15 protein-coding genes are annotated in these 16,304 nt (G+C 46.1%); 10 read left to right on the top strand and 5 right to left on the bottom strand.

All coding sequences use genetic code 11. The annotated features are described in order from the left end of the window. Window positions 1-132 precede the first annotated feature (132 nt). Window positions 133-924, top strand: coding sequence for a carbonic anhydrase (locus V5G21_RS04515; protein WP_011248024.1), 792 nt, complete (start codon window positions 133-135; stop codon window positions 922-924). 177 nt (window positions 925-1,101) lie between these two features. On the opposite strand, the gene V5G21_RS04510 is transcribed toward V5G21_RS04515, so the two are convergent. Then, a complete protein-coding gene (locus V5G21_RS04510; protein ID WP_011248023.1) occupies window positions 1,102-2,379 on the bottom strand; it encodes a hypothetical protein in 1,278 nt (425 codons plus the stop codon). 140 nt (window positions 2,380-2,519) lie between these two features. Between V5G21_RS04510 and V5G21_RS04505 the strand changes: the two genes are divergently transcribed. The 3 genes from V5G21_RS04505 (at window position 2,520) to V5G21_RS04495 (ending at window position 6,912) form a co-directional block, all read left to right on the top strand. Next, window positions 2,520-3,965, top strand: coding sequence for an amidohydrolase (locus tag V5G21_RS04505; protein ID WP_011248022.1), 1,446 nt, complete (start codon window positions 2,520-2,522; stop codon window positions 3,963-3,965). 102 nt (window positions 3,966-4,067) lie between these two features. Next, on the top strand, window positions 4,068-5,609 hold the full coding sequence (locus V5G21_RS04500) for an AbgT family transporter (protein WP_035202870.1): 1,542 nt from the start codon (window positions 4,068-4,070) through the stop codon (window positions 5,607-5,609). Window positions 5,610-5,643: 34 nt separating this feature from the next. Then, window positions 5,644-6,912, top strand: a complete 1,269-nt coding sequence (locus V5G21_RS04495) for an amidohydrolase (RefSeq protein ID WP_259406075.1) — start codon at window positions 5,644-5,646, stop codon at window positions 6,910-6,912. A 291-nt stretch (window positions 6,913-7,203) separates the two neighbouring features. Here the strand turns inward: V5G21_RS04495 and V5G21_RS04490 are convergent, their stop codons facing one another. From V5G21_RS04490 to V5G21_RS04480, 3 genes are all read right to left on the bottom strand, one after another. Beyond that, entirely contained in the window at window positions 7,204-7,443 is a 240-nt protein-coding gene (locus V5G21_RS04490) for an indolepyruvate ferredoxin oxidoreductase subunit alpha (RefSeq protein WP_011248018.1), read from the bottom strand. 18 nt (window positions 7,444-7,461) lie between these two features. Continuing rightward, entirely contained in the window at window positions 7,462-7,710 is a 249-nt protein-coding gene (locus V5G21_RS04485) for a DUF1450 domain-containing protein (RefSeq protein WP_011248017.1), read from the bottom strand. Window positions 7,711-7,793: 83 nt separating this feature from the next. Continuing rightward, window positions 7,794-8,414 (bottom strand): superoxide dismutase, encoded by a 621-nt coding sequence (locus V5G21_RS04480; protein WP_035202867.1) that lies wholly within the window; start codon window positions 8,412-8,414, stop codon window positions 7,794-7,796. A 167-nt stretch (window positions 8,415-8,581) separates the two neighbouring features. On the opposite strand from V5G21_RS04480, the gene V5G21_RS04475 reads away from it, so the two are divergent. From V5G21_RS04475 to V5G21_RS04460, 4 genes are all read left to right on the top strand, one after another. Then, window positions 8,582-9,229, top strand: coding sequence for a helix-turn-helix transcriptional regulator (locus V5G21_RS04475; RefSeq protein ID WP_011248015.1), 648 nt, complete (start codon window positions 8,582-8,584; stop codon window positions 9,227-9,229). A 176-nt stretch (window positions 9,230-9,405) separates the two neighbouring features. Then, window positions 9,406-10,812, top strand: a complete 1,407-nt coding sequence (locus V5G21_RS04470; protein ID WP_338465249.1) for an oligosaccharide flippase family protein — start codon at window positions 9,406-9,408, stop codon at window positions 10,810-10,812. A gap of 46 nt (window positions 10,813-10,858) precedes the next feature. Beyond that, window positions 10,859-11,659, top strand: a complete 801-nt coding sequence (locus tag V5G21_RS04465) for a glycosyltransferase family 2 protein (protein ID WP_035202865.1) — start codon at window positions 10,859-10,861, stop codon at window positions 11,657-11,659. Further along, the gene (locus tag V5G21_RS04460) at window positions 11,656-12,747 is read left to right on the top strand and encodes a glycosyltransferase (RefSeq protein ID WP_011248012.1); all 1,092 of its coding nucleotides are present in this window, start codon (window positions 11,656-11,658) and stop codon (window positions 12,745-12,747) included. The genes V5G21_RS04465 and V5G21_RS04460 overlap by 4 nt, the downstream gene beginning before the upstream one ends. Before the next feature lie 107 nt (window positions 12,748-12,854). On the opposite strand, the gene V5G21_RS04455 is transcribed toward V5G21_RS04460, so the two are convergent. Next, window positions 12,855-13,202: a hypothetical protein gene (locus tag V5G21_RS04455; protein WP_035202863.1), complete on the bottom strand. Its 348-nt coding sequence runs from the start codon at window positions 13,200-13,202 to the stop codon at window positions 12,855-12,857. A 267-nt stretch (window positions 13,203-13,469) separates the two neighbouring features. On the opposite strand from V5G21_RS04455, the gene V5G21_RS04450 reads away from it, so the two are divergent. Together V5G21_RS04450 and V5G21_RS04445 are read left to right on the top strand one after the other, a co-directional pair. Continuing rightward, complete coding sequence (locus tag V5G21_RS04450; RefSeq protein WP_338465248.1) at window positions 13,470-14,864, top strand: hypothetical protein; 1,395 nt, start codon at window positions 13,470-13,472, stop codon at window positions 14,862-14,864. After that, window positions 14,861-16,231 carry a UDP-glucose dehydrogenase family protein gene (locus tag V5G21_RS04445; protein WP_304527300.1) on the top strand — a complete coding sequence of 457 codons (1,371 nt, stop codon included), beginning with the start codon at window positions 14,861-14,863 and terminating at the stop codon, window positions 16,229-16,231. Before V5G21_RS04450 ends, V5G21_RS04445 begins: the two co-directional genes overlap by 4 nt. Window positions 16,232-16,304 lie beyond the last annotated feature (73 nt).

Raw genomic sequence — 16,304 nt, 5'->3', positions numbered from 1 at the left:
TCATAGAAAATGCCAGTTTGAGAGAAATGTTAACTTTTTTATTGGGAAAATCAAAAAACTACTAGTTTTATAAACAATGTTAATAGATACTAGATTTGAATCCATTATACCCATTATGAGGAGGCGTGATCAATGAAACGAAGTCACTTATTTACTAGTATTACATTAGCATCCGTTGTTACGTTGGCAACTGCTCCGGCAGCTTCTGCTGCTAGTTTCCTGTCACCGTTACAAGCTTTGAAAGCATCATGGTCGTATGAGGGGGAGACGGGACCTGAATTTTGGGGAGACTTAGACGAAGCGTTTGCTGCGTGTTCGAATGGAAAAGAGCAATCACCAATCAATTTGTTTTATGATCGTGAGCAAACATCAAAGTGGAATTGGGCCTTTTCATATAGCGAAGCTGCTTTTTCTGTTGAAAATAATGGGCATACGATTCAAGCTAATGTGGAAAATGAGGATGCCGGTGGTTTAGAAATTAATGGCGAAGCTTATCAGCTGATACAATTCCATTTCCATACTCCGAGTGAACATACGATTGAAGAAACATCCTTTCCGATGGAGCTTCATCTAGTTCATGCAAATCATGCAGGGGATTTAGCGGTGCTCGGCGTTTTGATGGAAATGGGCAATGATCATGAAGGCATTGAAGCCGTTTGGGAAGTCATGCCCGAAGAAGAAGGGACTGCTGCGTATTCCATTTCTCTAGACCCGAACCTATTCCTGCCGGAAAGTGTGACTGCTTACCAATACGACGGTTCATTGACAACCCCTCCTTGTAGCGAAGGCGTAAAATGGACAGTGCTTAACGACACCATTTCGATTTCAGAAACGCAACTTGATGCATTTAGGGACATCTATCCACAAAACTACCGTCCTGTCCAAGAGCTAGGCGACAGAGAAATCGGTTTTCATTATCATTAATGAGAAAGCGCCCACTACCTAGTGGGCGCTTCAGCTTAACCAAACGCTCGCACCGCCTGTGTTTTCTTTCAGTCTGAGTGGCAAACGCTTGTTGGCGTCTTCGGTTGCTATGATCTTCTATTTACTCGCATCTTCATTCCTCGTCTTACATGCGTTGATTATTCCGACGCATTCACTCTAATGAAACAGGAGACGGTACCTTTTACGTGGCCGGCCACGAAGTTTTTCCTGCCTTACTGTTGTTTCCTCTGCGGCTTGTCCTTGTTCTAATTTCTTTAAAATTCGATTGGCGCTTCGCGTCGTGATGCCTAAATGAAGCGCAAGATCATTTGCACAGACATCATGGCGCTTTGTTTTTGCAGGTATTGCCAAAATTTTTTGCAGTTGCAACACAGATACGCCAGTTTGTTTGCTCCATTTTTGCAATTGAAGCGGATCCAGTTGTAGTTCAAGTCGTTTCCCATCGCCAAGAGGGCCGAGCAACGTGCTTTCAGTCAAGATATAAGGGCAGCCGATTCTCTTTTGTTGCTTGTTGGCTGTTTTTGCGTTTGTCCGTGCTTCATGGAGTGTTTTTCCTGCGCCCCAGCCTAATTGAAACATAATTTTGGGGTGTTTGCCTTTTAAATAGGCAGATAAAGCACATTGTTGGAAGCTGTTGGTGAGGCGCTCTAAATCGCCAAACGACGTTACTAACTCAAAGCTTGTTTCATTCGCATGAACTAAAAGTGGCTCTCCTTCCATTTCTGAGTAAGAAAGCAATGCATGGTGGAGCTTGATTTTTTCTATTTCTGTTTTTGCCTTAAAAGTCAAATAGCCAATCGCGATTTGTTTGTCTGCTAATTCTTGTGTTTCTAACTGTAGCAGCAATGTTTCTACTTGTTTATGGATGGAACTAGTTGATGGCGCTAAAAAAAGTGTCGGGATGCCGTCCTTTTGCAAGACCGGCAAAATATTGCTGAACCTCGTAATTGATAATTGCGCGCCATCCATATGTGCGTGTCGATGAAAGGCAATCAGTTTCTCGTACATTTGGTCGTTGACGTCTTGAAAAAGCGAATCGCTATAGTAAAGGGGGAAATCGTCTGAAGGCACAAACGACTTTAAGTTCATATAGTCATTCTCTTTGTTGAGAAAATCAATGACCGTTCGCTTCATTTCAAAGGATCGTTCAAATGTGCAAGTGAGCAACGTTTTATAAAAGTCTTTTTCGCTTAAATCGACAAACACAGATGGCTTAGGCAAAGGGCCAATATTTTGTTCAAAATAGAGTTTTGGAATAATGCCGCCAAAAACCCAGCCATCAATGTCATGACGGTACTGCTGATAAATCGTTTTAATTTCGCTTAAGTTTTTATATGAAAAATAAATAAAGCTAGCATTTGTTTGCAAACTCATTAATGCTTTCTTTATATGGGGAGTGGTATGGAAGGCGGCCATAATGCCGATCGTTGCCATTGGTCATCCTCCAAATGTCTTATTTTTTTTAGTTTACCAGACTTTTTTAAAAAAAGTATTGGCGATTAAGGCGATTTTATAATAAAGTAAGGAAAATACATATGTCTGAAAACTGTCTTTTAATTTATAGGAGGGGGATTATGGATCAACGGCTTTTTTTAAAGCGCTATATTGACGAACATCAAAACTTATTTCAGCGGGTAGCGTTGGCCATTTGGAATTACGCTGAGTTACGGTTTGAAGAGTGGGAATCTTCAAAACTCATTAGTGGCATCCTTGAGGAAGAAGGTTTTGCAGTTGAACGGGGGATTGGCGAAATGAAGACAGCCTTCGTTGCAACGTATGGAACAGGAAAACCTGTCCTTTCATTTTTAGGCGAATTTGATGCGTTGTCTGAACTGAGTCAAGCAGGCGGTACAGCCGAGCAACAATCGATTGTTGCTGGAGGGGCAGGGCATGGCTGCGGCCACCATTTGCTCGGGACGGCGTCATTGGCGGCAGCACTCGCGACGAAAGCCTACATGGAGCAGCACGGAGTCGTTGGCACGATCCGTTATTATGGCTGCCCAGGGGAAGAAGGGGGCTCCGGCAAAACGTTTATGGCAAAAGAAGGCGCATTTGCTGGTACGGACACTGCCATTAGTTGGCATCCTGGCACTTATACGAGCGTATGGACGGCCGAAACATTGGCGAATATCCAAGCTTCGTTTGCTTTTATAGGAAGAGCTTCCCATGCTGCTGCCGCTCCCCATTTAGGGAGGAGTGGACTTGATGCAGTCGAGTTAATGAATATCGGGAGCAATTATTTGCGGGAACATCTCATTGATGAGGCAAGGGTACATTATGCCATTACAAACGCAGGCGGCCTTTCGCCAAACGTCGTCCAGCCAAAAGCAGAAGTCCTGTATTTAATGCGGGCTCCAACGCTTGAGCAAACAAAAGCTATTTATGAACGTGTCAAAAATATAGCAAAGGGCGCAGCACTGATGACAGACACAACGTTAGAGATTCGTTTTGAAAAAGCGTGCTCTAATTTTGTGCGCAACTACGTGCTTGAGGATGTAATGAATGAGGAATTGATTGCAGTTGGCCCCCTTTCTTACACGGAAGAAGAGCATCGTTTCGCTGAAACGATTCGCCAGACATTTTCGGAAGAAGACCGGGAACAAACGATGGTGGAGTTGGCAAATCTCGTCGAGAATCCGGGCCAAGAATGGCTTGGACAATTGCGTCACAAAGCATTAATTGATGAAATGGTACCTGTCTCAAAAAAGCGAACGCTCCTGGCTGGCTCGACTGATGTTGGTGATGTAAGCTGGATTGCGCCAACTGTTCAATGCTATGTGACATGCTTTGCATCAGGGACAGCATTCCATACATGGCAAATGGTTTCCCAAGGGGCAACAACGACTGCCTATAAGGGAATGAGCCACGCGGCCCTCATAATGGCTGCGACAGCCGTGCGCTTATTGCATGATCCAGACTTGGTGCGTCAAGCGAAAGAGGAATGGGAGGAACGGTTTGCCAACCTGCAATACGTTTCCCCTATTCCAAATGGCGTAAAGCCAGCTCCTATGCAGCGCTAATTGTTCGTGACAGGTTATCTGCCAGAAAAGGCATTTGCACGTTCGAAACGTGATAGACTGTTAGCGAATTAAAGACATATTTGAGACACTGGAGGAACAGCGATGACAGAACAAACTGAAAAACGTTCATTTTTTTCAAAAGTACTGGATGGAATTGAACGTATCGGAAACAAACTCCCCCATCCGTTCATGTTGTTTATTTACTTGGCTGTGTTTTTAATGGTCGTTTCAGCCGTTTTACATGCGTTCGACTTAACGGTGGTAGATCCAGGCACCAACGAAACAGTAGCTGTAAGGAGTTTGCTATCTCAAGAAGGGTTTCTCTACATTCTCTCGTCGATGCTTAGCAATTTTACAGGATTCGCCCCTTTTGGACTTGTTATTACGATGATGCTTGGTATCGGCTTGGCCCAAAAAGCGGGGCTATTTGAAACATTCATGAAGACAACGATTTTAAAAGCGCCAAAATCACTTGTTACATACGCGGTTGTTTTTGCAGGGATACTTGGCAACATTGCTTCTGACGCGGCGATGATTATTATACCGCCGGTTGCGGCCATGGTTTTCCACGCTATAGGACGGCATCCCCTTGCTGGGTTAGCCGCTGGGTTTGCAAGTGTTGGAGCAGGCTTTACAGCCAATTTTATGATTGCCGGGACAGATGCGTTATTAGCAGGCATTTCAACGGAAGCAGCTCGGACAATTGACCCTGATTTCGTTGTAACCCCTATCGACAACTGGTTTTTTATGTCGGCTTCGGTTGTCATGCTCGTTTTCCTCGGTGTATGGATCACAGAAAAAATTATTGAAAAACGGCTTGGCGCTTATGATCCAGCCTATGCAGACGAAGGCATCAACGACCAAAGCCTCGATTATCCAACAAAGCAAGAAATAAAAGCATTGCGCAATGCTGGGATTGCCCTTCTGCTTTATATTGGCGCTGTAGCTATGCTTGTTGTTCCAACAAATGGAATTTTGCGAGGCGAAGAAGGGACCATTATCCCGTCGCCCTTTATCGACAATATCATTCCGATTTTGCTTGTCATGTTTGTCGTTGTAGCGGTTGCCTATGGGATCACAGCAGGGACGATAAAGTCCACAGCAGACGTGCCGATCTTAATGGGAGACGCGATGAAAGACATGGCCGGTTATATAGTGCTTGTGTTTGCCGCCGCCCAGTTTATTGCTTACTTTAATTGGACGAATATTGCGACGTTGATTGCTGTAGGCATTGCTGATTTTTTACAGCAAGTCGAATTTACAGGGCTAGGATTGTTCGTTGTCTTTATTTTGCTCGTAACCGTGCTAAACTTGTTTATAACGAGTGGTTCCGCGCAATGGGCGCTCATGGCCCCTGTGTTTGTGCCGCTGTTCATGTTGCTTGACTACAATCCAGCATTTACTCAACTTGCATACCGGATCGGGGATTCGGCGACCAATGTCATTACGCCGATGAATCCATATGTCGTGATGGTGCTTGGTTTTATGAAACGTTATGACAGCAGGGCCGGTTTTGGCACGTTAATGTCGACGATGCTCCCATACAGTTTGATCTTCCTTGGCGCTTGGATTGTCCTCTTTATCATTTGGAACGTAGTTGGTTTGCCGATCGGTCCAGGCAGTGGCATGTTGTTAACGAAGTAACCACTATAAAAGGAATGAATGGACGGTGTATAGAATGGAAAAATTACAGAATCAACTAAAAACATGGCGCCGTGATTTGCATAAGCGTCCTGAATTAGGCTGGTGTGAGTACCAAACAACGGCTTACATTTATCATGTTTTAAAGCCTCTATGCTTCACCCTTTATCTTGGCAATGAAGTAAGTAGCAAAGAGAAAATGGGTGTCCCTTCCTCTGAAGTGGATCGCCTCCATTTCAAGCGGGCAGAGGAGGCAGGCATAGATGCAAAGTTGCTCGAGAAAATGGCTGGCAATCAAACCGGGCTTGTGGCGACTTTTGACACAGGCAAAGCAGGTAAACATATGGCTTATCGCTTTGACATTGACGCGCTGCCCATTTTTGAGTCAAACGATGCCTCCCATTTGCCGGCGAAAGAAGGATTTCGCTCTATCTATGATGGGCATATGCATGCCTGCGGCCACGATGGCCATACAGCTATTGGGCTTGGGCTGGCTCAGCTCATCCATGAACATCGAAACGAGTTAAATGGCGTATTTACACTGATTTTCCAACCAGCAGAAGAAGGAGTAAGAGGGGCGAAAGCGATTGTTGAAAAAGGCTGGCTTGATCATGCTGACTATTTCCTCGCTGGCCATATTATGGGTCAACCCCTTGGCACGGTCGTACCTGGCGTAGCTTCTGCATTGGCGACAACGAAGCTAAATGTTACGTTTACCGGAAAATCAGCCCATGCAGGAGGCAACCCAGAAGAAGGCAGGAATGCATTGTTAGCCGCAGCACAGGCTACTGTTCAACTTCACAGCATCCCTCCACACTCACAAGGGGCAACACGTTTAAATGTTGGCACGTTTCACGCTGGCAGTGGTAGAAATATTATTGCTGACCGGGCAGAGCTTGAACTGGAAACAAGGGGCGAGACGACGGAACTGAATGCGTATATGGCTGAAAACGCCAAACGAATCATCCGCCATACAGCAGAGGCATGGGGTGTTGATTATGCGCTCGATCGAGTCGGAGAAGGGATTTCGGCCAAATCTGATCCCCAGTGGCTAGAAATGGTCAAGCGAGCGCTTGCGGCAAGCAATCTAGTTGAAGAAGTTAGTGACCGCTATGAAGCAATTGGAGGTTCCGAAGATGCGACATTCATGATGGAACGTGTCCAACAACATGGCGGGCTTGCTACTTACTTGCTTTACGGCAGCACTCTAGCGGAAAAGCACCACCACCCATTTTTTGATTACGATGAACGGGTGTTGGAAATTGCAGTTGATAGTTTATGGCGTTTAACCTTGCACTTACAATAACCCATATGGATAATTATGGGGAATAAAACGTGCTCATAAGCATACTAAATGAGGCAAGTGTCTGAATGAGGTATCTATGTTTAAAGCGGAGCCTGCTTGGCTCCGCTTCAGACTGTAGACAAACGCTCGCATACTTCGTCGTTTGCCTCGGTCATATGCTCATGAACCCCCGTTCTATTCGCATCTTCCCTCGGCTGCACTCCTCGTCTGACAAGCGTTTTCTATCAGTCTGAGGGCGGTTATCGACTTTGTCGACAACCTCAAGCGGAGCCTGCTTGGCTCCGCTTTTCGTTATTCTACTCCAAAAAACGCCTCCGCCTTTTTCAAGAAAGGCTCGTCCTCTTTGCTCATTTCATATTCCTCCACGATCGCATCCACAGGACAGACGCCTTGGCAGGCGCCGCAGTCGATGCAAATATCGGGATTGATAAAGTACTGGTCATCGCCTTCTTCGATGCAATCAACCGGGCAAACCTCAGCACATTCTCCTGCCTTTTCGCCAATGCAAGGACTTAAAATGACAAATGACATTCTTGTCACACCTCCAATCTAAAGTTTGTACAAGGCAAGTTCTAATTCAATGCGGTCTTTTATTTTTGAAAGGCATTCTTCTGCAGTTTGCCCAAAAATCTTTTTGCCGTTCACAATCGCGTAAGGACGCAAGGCGCACATGCCGCAAAAAGAGAGGCAGCTGTTTGTAATGACAGCTACTTCTGGGTATTCACTTTCTAACAGCCCCTCCACATCTACAGTATGGATGAGGTTTGAATCGCATATTTCTACCACAATAATTCCCATCGTTTTCCCTCCTTTCGCGGCCTGTGCTTGCCAAGCAAAAAAGAAAGGCGGAAAGCTTGAACTGCTTTCCTCCCTTCTTATCTTTAACCGATCGCCTTTTCGTATGCTTCCGATACGGCCTCCCAATTAATAATGGAGAAAAAGTTCGCAATGTACTCTGGCCGCTTGTTTTGGTAGTTCAAATAGTAGGCATGCTCCCAAACATCAAGACCGAGGATGGCTTGTTTTCCGTCCATAATCGGATTGTCTTGGTTGGCTGTACTGTAAACTTCTAACTCTTTGCTTTCATTGACGACAAGCCAAGCCCAGCCTGAGCCAAAACGTGTCGTTGCTGCTTTAGTAAATGTTTCTTTAAAGCCTTCAAAACTGCCGAATGCTTGATCGATGGCTTCTTTTAAAGCAGCGCTCATTTCATTTGCGCCTTTTGGCGGGGCAATTACTTGCCAGAACAATGAATGGTTAAGGTGGCCGCCGCCATTATTGCGGACTGGGGTTTGAATCGATGCCGGAAGTGACTCGATGTTGGCGAGCAATTGTTCAAGCGATTGGCTTTGCAACGATGGCTCGTTTTCCAATGCCGCATTCAAATTGGTAACGTATGTTTGATGATGCTTGCCGTGATGGATTTCCATTGTTTTTCTGTCAATCGTTGGCTCTAGCGCGTCAAAAGCGAAGCCTAGTTCTGGTAATGAATGGGTAGCCATAGAATCCCCTCCAACTTGTTTATGTATTGTATACTTTATAGTATAAAAAGTATGTCTTTATAATACCGTGAAATCCTTTTAAAAATCAAGGGGGAACGCATTGCTTCTTTTCTGTTTTTATACGATATAGTAAACTAATGTGTAAGAGCAGCAGGAGGAGTGTAAACATGGAAAAACAAACAACGAAAGAGAAAATCCTCGAGTTGCTGAAAAAGCAAGTAGAGATGAGTGTCGGCGAATTAACGGATGCGCTCGGGATCACCCATATGGCTGTGCGCAAGCACTTGAATGTTCTTTTAAAAGACGGCTTTATCCAGTTTCGTGAAATAAAACAAGAAATAGGGCGGCCGCTGCAAATGTTTTCAATTTCAGAAAAAGGAGACCGCCTTTTCCCAAAAAATTATGAAGGGTTGACAGTCGACTTTTTGCACGACATTCGAGACCTTCATGGCGACGAATCCATCCATTATTTGTTTAAAAAACGGGAACTGCGTTTAACGGATCGTTATTTTAAGCGGATGGTCCATAAATCGCCTGAAGAAAAAATGGCCGAGCTAGCGAATATCCAAAACGAAAAAGGATACATGGCCGAAGTCACTCAGCATGATGCCCGGACATTTGAGCTTGTCGAGCATAACTGCCCTGTATTTGCAGTCGCCAAACAATTTAAAGCTGCCTGCCAATGCGAAACATCCTTGTTTAAAAATGTACTTGAAACGGAATCAGTCAAACGAGTGGCATGTCAATCAGACGGCGACACTGAATGTCGGTTCGTGATGGCCTTTTCAGAAAAAAGGCAAGTGGAGCATCGTTGAGCGCTATATGCGTATAAAAGCGATAGCAAGTTAAAATTGTGTAAAAGATGTTAAACGTTCGCGCCTTTTGTAAAGAAGGGCGCTTTTTTCTTTTTGGCATGACTTTGCTACAATCATGCTGTCCATACTAGATGATAGAAGGAAATGGACGGGAAGGAAAAAGGTTGTGGTAAAACGTGCTTGCTAGACATGCATTTGCTTATCTCCTCTCACACGGGGTACCGGCATTGGTCGGGTTTCTCGGCATTGCCGTATATTCACGGATGCTCTCACCAGAACAGTACGGGCGCTACGCTCTTGTGCTTGCAGTGAGTGCACTCGTCAATGCCATTGTGTTTGAATGGCTGAAAGTCAGTGTGCTTAGGCATTACAAAAGCAGCAACCAAAGCGAAGCTTTTTATATGACGGTAAAAGTTGCTTTTATAGGGCTAATGGCCGGAACGCTAGCGATCGCAGCCATAACGTTGCTCGTTTCCGAGTGGCTGTCGCCGCCACTTGTGCTTTTAGCACTGTTGCTGTGTTGGGCCCAGGCATGGTACCAGTTGAATTTATCGCTTTTGCGGGCAGAACTTTCCCCTGTGAGGTATGGAAGGGTTGCGTTTGCCCGCTCACTGCTCGGGCTAATTTTAGGGATCTTGTTTATTGCGGCTGGGTACGGGGAAATAGGCTTGGTCATTGGAATTGTGGTCGGTTTGTTGCTGCCGCTCCTCCCTTTATTTTGGCAACGGTGGGGATGGCGTTTCCATCAAAAAGCAATGGACTACACGCTTTTACGGCAATTTGCGGCGTACGGATTGCCGCTTACGCTGACGTTGTTGCTTGGGATGGTGATTCATCAATCGGACCGGATTATTATTAGCGAAATGATTGGGATAGAAGCAACGGGTATGTATGCAGTGACATACGATTTAACGGAACAAACGATCTTTACCCTGATGTTAATTATCAATCTTGCTGCTTTTCCACTTGCTGTTAAGGCGCTTGAGGAAAAGGGGGAAGAAGCAGCGCGGGAGCAAGTAAAAGCCAATACTAGTCTATTGCTTGCTATAGGTATTCCGGCGCTTTGCGGTTTAGTCGTGCTTCGTGAAGGGGTTGCCGAGCTATTTTTAGGAGAAGCGTTTCGGGAGACGGCAGTGCTGCTTATGCCTTACATTGCCGTGGGCGCCTTGTTAAAAGGCTTTAAACTCTATGGCGTCGATATTATGTTTCACTTGTATAAGCAAACAAAGCTGCAAATGGTGCCAGTCGCAGTAGCTGCCATCGCCAATGTGATACTAACGATTGCCCTTCTTCCTACTTATGGCTTAGAAGGGGCCGCTTTCGCGACGGTGGTTGCTTATGGGTTGGCGATTGCTCTTGCGTGGCTGTTTATAAATAAGCAAATGGGGAGGCTGCCATTTCCGGGTAAAGATTTTGTAAAGGTTTTGTGTGCAACAGCGATCATGCTCCTTTGCATGTGGCCGTTTTTAGGCAGCGCTCACTGGGGCATGCTTATCCTCCAAGTTGGGATCGGAGGGCTAAGCTATGGTGTTGCCTGTTTGCTGCTTTTTCGGAAACAGTACAGCGCATGTACAAAAAGGTAAATCGAAAACAAAATCAACCAGTCATTGAAAAAAGGGGAGACGGACAATGATTACATTTGTCGTGCCAACACTTGGTGAACGATGCAACGAATTTGAACGATTGCTTGCCAGTTTGGATAAGCAAACGGATAAACGGTTTGAGTTAATTGTCGTGTCTCAAGGCAATTACGACCAAGTAGAGCAATGGCTGAGCGCTTTCCAGTTGCGCTCGACCCATATTAAACTAGGGGAGAAAGGCTTATCTAGAGCGAGAAATGCAGCTTGGCCAGCGCTGAAAGGCGACATAGTCTCTTTTTCCGATGACGATTGCTGGTACCCCCCTAATGCAGTCGAACGGGTACACAGCGCATTTGCGCAAGAAGGCGCTGATGCTTACTGCTTTCAAATTTATGACCCGATCCAACAAAGCCCGTATAAACACTATGACACATCGCCTGGCATTGTCCGAGGACGACGCGTTTGGAAAAAGTCTTCCATTGAGCTGTTTTTCCGCCAGACAGCAATTGAATCGCTGCGCTTTAATGAAGCATTCGGGCTTGGCGGAACGTATCCAAGCGGAGAAGAAAACTTGTTTTTGCGGCAATTTTTAGTGGCAGGCCATACACTGATGTACATACCTGAAACAATTGTATTCCATGAGAAACCGTCTCAAGCGTCGCGGCTCCAGGAGGCGCAATTGGTCAGCAAAGGCCCGTTATTTAAAACAATGTATAACGGGCCGTTTGGCTTTGTCTTGCTTACCGCATTGTTTGCTAAAAAATATAGGCATTTAAAGCACCCAGCTGCGAGCTATGCGAAAGCGGTACGGGCATTGCTGGACTATAAGCCGAAGGAGGCAAGGCCGTGAAAATCGCGTTTGTGCTCTATTCGTTTGCAGCGGGCGGGGTTGAGCGGATGACGCTTCATTTAGCAGAGGCGTTTTTACAAAAAGGCAAGCAAGTCGATTTGCTTGTTATCCATCCTGAAGGCGAATACAAACAAGCCGTTCCAAAAGGCGTCAATCTTTTCGCGTTTGGCAAAAGTACGGCAAAGGAAGCGCTGCCAGGGATGATTTCTTATTTGCGCCGGGAGCAGCCAGACGTAGTTTGTTCCGCAAAAGACTACTTAAATGTCCTTGTAATTGCTGCTAAGAAGCTGAGCTTTTCGAAAGCACAGTTAATCGTCTCATGCCGCGTCCATTTGAGCGAGCAAGCACGGAAACAGCCTGGCCAGTTTCGCCGCATTAAAACAGCAGTTCGTTACAGTTATCGCTTTGCCGATGACGTCGTTGGCGTCTCCAAAGGCGTAGCTGAAGACATCAAGACAATTGCCCAATTGCCTGATGAAAAGGTTCATGTCATCTATAACCCAGTTGTGACGAAAACGTTAGAGGAAAAGATGGAACAGCCTGTTAACCACCGTTTTTTTGAAGAAAGGAATGCCAAAGTCATTGTCACAGTTGGCCGCTTGCATGTGCAAAAAGACTACCCTACCCTATTGCGGGCATTTGCGAATCTACAACAAAATGAGTTGCCCGAAGCAAGGCTGCTATTTATAGGCGATGGGGAAGAAAACGAACCGTTGAAAAAACTCGCTTTTGAGTTAGGCGTCAGTTCTGTTGTTGATTTTGCTGGTTTCCAACCGAACCCTTACGCCTATATGAAAAAAGCGCATTTGTTTGCCCTTTCTTCCGCATGGGAAGGGTTTGGAAATGTGATTGTGGAAGCACTTGCGACTGGGACTCCTGTCGTTGCGACAGACTGTCCAAGTGGGCCAAGGGAAATTTTAGCGGACGGGAAATATGGCCAATTGGTTCCAGTGGGCGACACAGTGGCGTTGGCACAGGCAATGAAAGACGCTTTGCTTAGCCATCATGACGAAGCGGAATTAATAAGCCGTGCTCGTGAATTTACAGTAGAAGCTTGTGCTGCCGCCTATGAAACATTATTTCGTTAGGTGGGGAAAGTCTCTTCTTTGCGGCTATCCTTCTAGCCATAGGCGAACATTCCCATTTACAAATAAAAAGATAAGAGGGGCTTCCTTTATGGGGCCCCTCTTATCTTTTATGGAAACGTGAGTGCGGCGATTTTAAAGACGCCACTATCTTCTGTTTCTGTCCAATCAGCAACGTAAAGCAACTCGCCTTCCGTATCGTAACGGTAAATCCGGTTTTCGGCCAGCATGTAGCGTGTGTGTTCATGTTCAGACAGCAGCGTCTGCAGTTTTGTATAAGCGTCTTCCTCGATGGCGGCTTGTTGGGCGAGCAACGATTGGAATTGCTGCTCGGATAGTTCAGACGCATTGTTGCGCAAATAGCTGTCTCCTTCAAGGGCGCTGCGGATGACGAGCGTTTTCTCCCCACATCCTCCTAGGAATAGCAGCAACATAACTGCAAAAGTCAGCTTTTTCATGATGACATTCAGCTCCTTGCTCCATTGTGCCCTAAGTATAGCGCGCTTAGACGCAGAAGTGTAGCTGGCAGAAAACGGATTGTAAAGGCGAAAAAAGGACATGCTAACAAGAGTTACCCTCCGTCAGAAGTGGGTTTACCGATTTTAAGGCTGGCAAATTTTTTACAAAGGGCGAGAAACTTTAACCAATTCTTTACACCGCCTTTATAAATGCTCTTTGTTTGCGTGATACGATGGCGACAGTTCACGTTGAAAGGATCTTCATGTATGCAATCTTACCGAATTCCGTATGTCATTTCTGCGCATGTGCCTGCTTTTGCTTTCGCAGTGGCAGGTGTTTATGCAGCACTGGCTCCAGTAGCCGTCTCCCACGTGTTCCAACATGTTTTGTTTGTGCCCAGCTCAGTGCTATTGACTGGGTTAGCGATTTTTCTATTGGGACTAGCCTGGTTTTCGCGTAGTGAAGGAGTCTATGTAAGACAATTACAGCCAATCGCGATTAGTATGCTTGCCGCTGTCGTTATTCCAGCACTTTTAGCGACAATTGCTGCCGGCTATGCTTTAACGGTTTTCCAATCAACCGAGTACACCGCCTACATACAGCAGGCGTTGCCGCGCAGGCTGATGAACCTCGGTTTATTTACTTCTTTTACCATTCTGATCTTGCTGTTTTTAAAACAGGCGCCTTTGCGGATGACCCGTTCTCTGCTTATTGGCTATTTGACAGGCGCAAGCCTCCTTGTCATAGGAGGGATCTGGCAGTTTCTCCATTTTTCGATTGGATATCCGATGCCGGGGTTCGAAACGCGGGCGTTTGTGCATAGTGTTAGTCAAGATGTGCTCATAAATTTTCGACTAACTTCCTTTACTGATGAGCCAAGTTTTCTCGTTCCATTTTTAATTGATGGCCTAATTATCGGCGTGCTGCTTTTCACGAGAAAAAGCTACGCGTTGTATAGCATTTCGGCCGTGCTGGTCTTGTTGCTTTCTTTTTCCGTCAGTGGTTATGCCAACTTGGCGCTTGTTGGGGCGGCCGCCGTTGTGTTGCTGTTTTCCCGGGGATGGATATCGAAACGAGTCGGCCTCTACGCCGCCTTAGCGTTGCTCCTATTCGCTGTTTTAGCAACGCTTGCTTTTCCGCAAGTCGTAATGGGTTTATTTATGCCGATTATCGGCCGTTTAGACAGCCTGTTTGATGTGATGCATCATAGCCGTTTGTATATGCTCGTGTTCCCATTTGTGTGGCTGTTTGATTATTCTTTCGTCAACGCTTTGTTTGGATACGGGCCAGGAGGATATGACTTTTTGGCACGAACAAAATTTTTAAGCCACCAAGGCGCTGTTAGCGGCACATCAAACAATGTGTTTGTCGATTTGCTATTCGAACATGGGATGATTGGCGGCATGACTTTTGCTATTGTCTTTCTAGCTGTGTTTGTCTATTTGTGGAAAAAGCGAAATGGCCATTTTTACTATTCGGTTGCCTTGGTGTTGTGGCTCCATTTAGGAGTGACCTCCTTGTACCGCTCTGATTTTGTCTCACCGCGATTTTGGATTCTAGTTGCCATTACTGCTGGTTTAGCCGAGATGGCGAGGAGAGGCTTGTTTTTTCAAGCACATCAGGATCACCATACATCAGAAAAGAAGGTGGAAACGTTATGAAGCTTTGTGTGATCGGAACGGGCTATGTCGGACTTGTGTCGGGAGTGTGCTATAGCCACATTGGCCATGAAGTTGTTTGTGTCGACCGAGATCAGGAAAAGATCAAGCGTCTTAGCCAAGGGGAAGTACCGATTTTTGAACCGGGACTCGAAGATATGCTAGCAAGCAACATGGCGGCAGGGCGGCTATCGTTTACGACCCGTTTGTCTGATGGGCTGGCCGTGGCAGATGCGGCGATTATAGCCGTTGGTACGCCAGCTCGGGCAGATGGATCGGCAAATTTGGATTATGTGGAAGCAGTCGCCAAGGAGATTGGCTCATGTATAACAGCGGGGCTTGTCGTCATTACGAAAAGCACCGTTCCAGTCGGAACAAATCGCAAAGTGAAGAACTGGATTGCTGAAACTTGCGGACACGAAGATTTCGAAGTTGCCTCCTGCCCAGAGTTTTTGCGAGAAGGCACTGCCATAGCCGACACGCTTGAAATGGAGAGAGCGGTCATTGGCGTAGAAAGCGTCAACGCGGAACGGCTCCTCCGCGACTTGCACAAACCGTTTCAGACAACCATTGTCACGTGCAATCTCGAAACGGCAGAAATGGCTAAGTACGCAGCCAATGCGTTTTTAGCAACAAAGATTAGCTTTATTAATGAAGTCGCCAACGTCTGTGAACAAGTTGGCGCCGATGTCACTTCTCTTGCCGAAGCCATCGGTTTGGATCACCGGATTGGACGCCACTTTTTAAAAGCTGGCATCGGTTACGGTGGTTCTTGTTTCCCGAAAGACACGCAAGCGTTTATCCGCGTTGCCCAACAAGCAGGCTACGACCTGCAAATTGTGCCTGCAGTAGAACGAGTCAATGCCGCCCAGCGCCTAACGGTTGTCCATAAACTGAAAACAGCACTCGGTCATAATTTGGCAGGCAAACAGATTGCGATGCTAGGTCTCGCGTTTAAGCCAAATACAGACGACATGCGGGCTGCTCCCGCCCTTGATGTGTATCCAGCGCTAGAACGTGAACAGGCAAATACGGTTGCTTTTGATCCGATTGCCACCGAGCAAGCAAAAGCAGCGTTGCCTGGCATTCAACTAGCAAACACATGGCAACAAGCAGTCAAAGATGCTGATGCTGTTCTGCTCCTAACGGATTGGGAGACATTTAAGGACATTTCCTTGCCAGAGTTGAAAAAGTTGACGAAGCAACCGATCGTCATTGACGGCCGCAACATGTTCGACCCTAAAGAAATGGAAATGCACGGCTTTTATTACGATTCAGTCGGCAGGCCGGTCGTTGATGGGCGGCTTGAACGCATCCGTGAATGGGAAGATCTTGTGCTGGGGATTTATGACCGCTTCGCCAATGGATAGATGTTGAACCTGAATGATGTTGCTGACTTTGTCGGCAACATCATTCAAATTGTCTATTATCTGGAGCACGACT

The organism is Shouchella rhizosphaerae (assembly GCF_036700015.1).
In the GTDB taxonomy this organism is placed as follows: domain Bacteria; phylum Bacillota; class Bacilli; order Bacillales; family Bacillaceae_D; genus Shouchella; species Shouchella rhizosphaerae.
Note: the sequence above shows the minus strand (reverse complement) of the source record. Positions and strands in the feature narration are given on the sequence as shown.

What these genes read in the sequence shown, in the direction of transcription:
- V5G21_RS04515 (WP_011248024.1), top strand. Translation starts at nt 133, where the DNA reads ATGAAACGAAGTCACTTATTTACTAGTATTACATTAGCATCCGTTGTT.
- V5G21_RS04480 (WP_035202867.1), bottom strand. Translation starts at nt 8,414, where the DNA reads ATGGCTACCCATTCATTACCAGAACTAGGCTTCGCTTTTGACGCGCTA.
- V5G21_RS04455 (WP_035202863.1), bottom strand. Translation starts at nt 13,202, where the DNA reads ATGAAAAAGCTGACTTTTGCAGTTATGTTGCTGCTATTCCTAGGAGGA.
- V5G21_RS04450 (WP_338465248.1), top strand. Translation starts at nt 13,470, where the DNA reads ATGCAATCTTACCGAATTCCGTATGTCATTTCTGCGCATGTGCCTGCT.
- V5G21_RS04490 (WP_011248018.1), bottom strand. Translation starts at nt 7,443, where the DNA reads ATGTCATTTGTCATTTTAAGTCCTTGCATTGGCGAAAAGGCAGGAGAA.
- V5G21_RS04505 (WP_011248022.1), top strand. Translation starts at nt 2,520, where the DNA reads ATGGATCAACGGCTTTTTTTAAAGCGCTATATTGACGAACATCAAAAC.
- V5G21_RS04485 (WP_011248017.1), bottom strand. Translation starts at nt 7,710, where the DNA reads ATGGGAATTATTGTGGTAGAAATATGCGATTCAAACCTCATCCATACT.
- V5G21_RS04475 (WP_011248015.1), top strand. Translation starts at nt 8,582, where the DNA reads ATGGAAAAACAAACAACGAAAGAGAAAATCCTCGAGTTGCTGAAAAAG.
- V5G21_RS04465 (WP_035202865.1), top strand. Translation starts at nt 10,859, where the DNA reads ATGATTACATTTGTCGTGCCAACACTTGGTGAACGATGCAACGAATTT.
- V5G21_RS04510 (WP_011248023.1), bottom strand. Translation starts at nt 2,379, where the DNA reads ATGGCAACGATCGGCATTATGGCCGCCTTCCATACCACTCCCCATATA.
- V5G21_RS04445 (WP_304527300.1), top strand. Translation starts at nt 14,861, where the DNA reads ATGAAGCTTTGTGTGATCGGAACGGGCTATGTCGGACTTGTGTCGGGA.
- V5G21_RS04500 (WP_035202870.1), top strand. Translation starts at nt 4,068, where the DNA reads ATGACAGAACAAACTGAAAAACGTTCATTTTTTTCAAAAGTACTGGAT.
- V5G21_RS04495 (WP_259406075.1), top strand. Translation starts at nt 5,644, where the DNA reads ATGGAAAAATTACAGAATCAACTAAAAACATGGCGCCGTGATTTGCAT.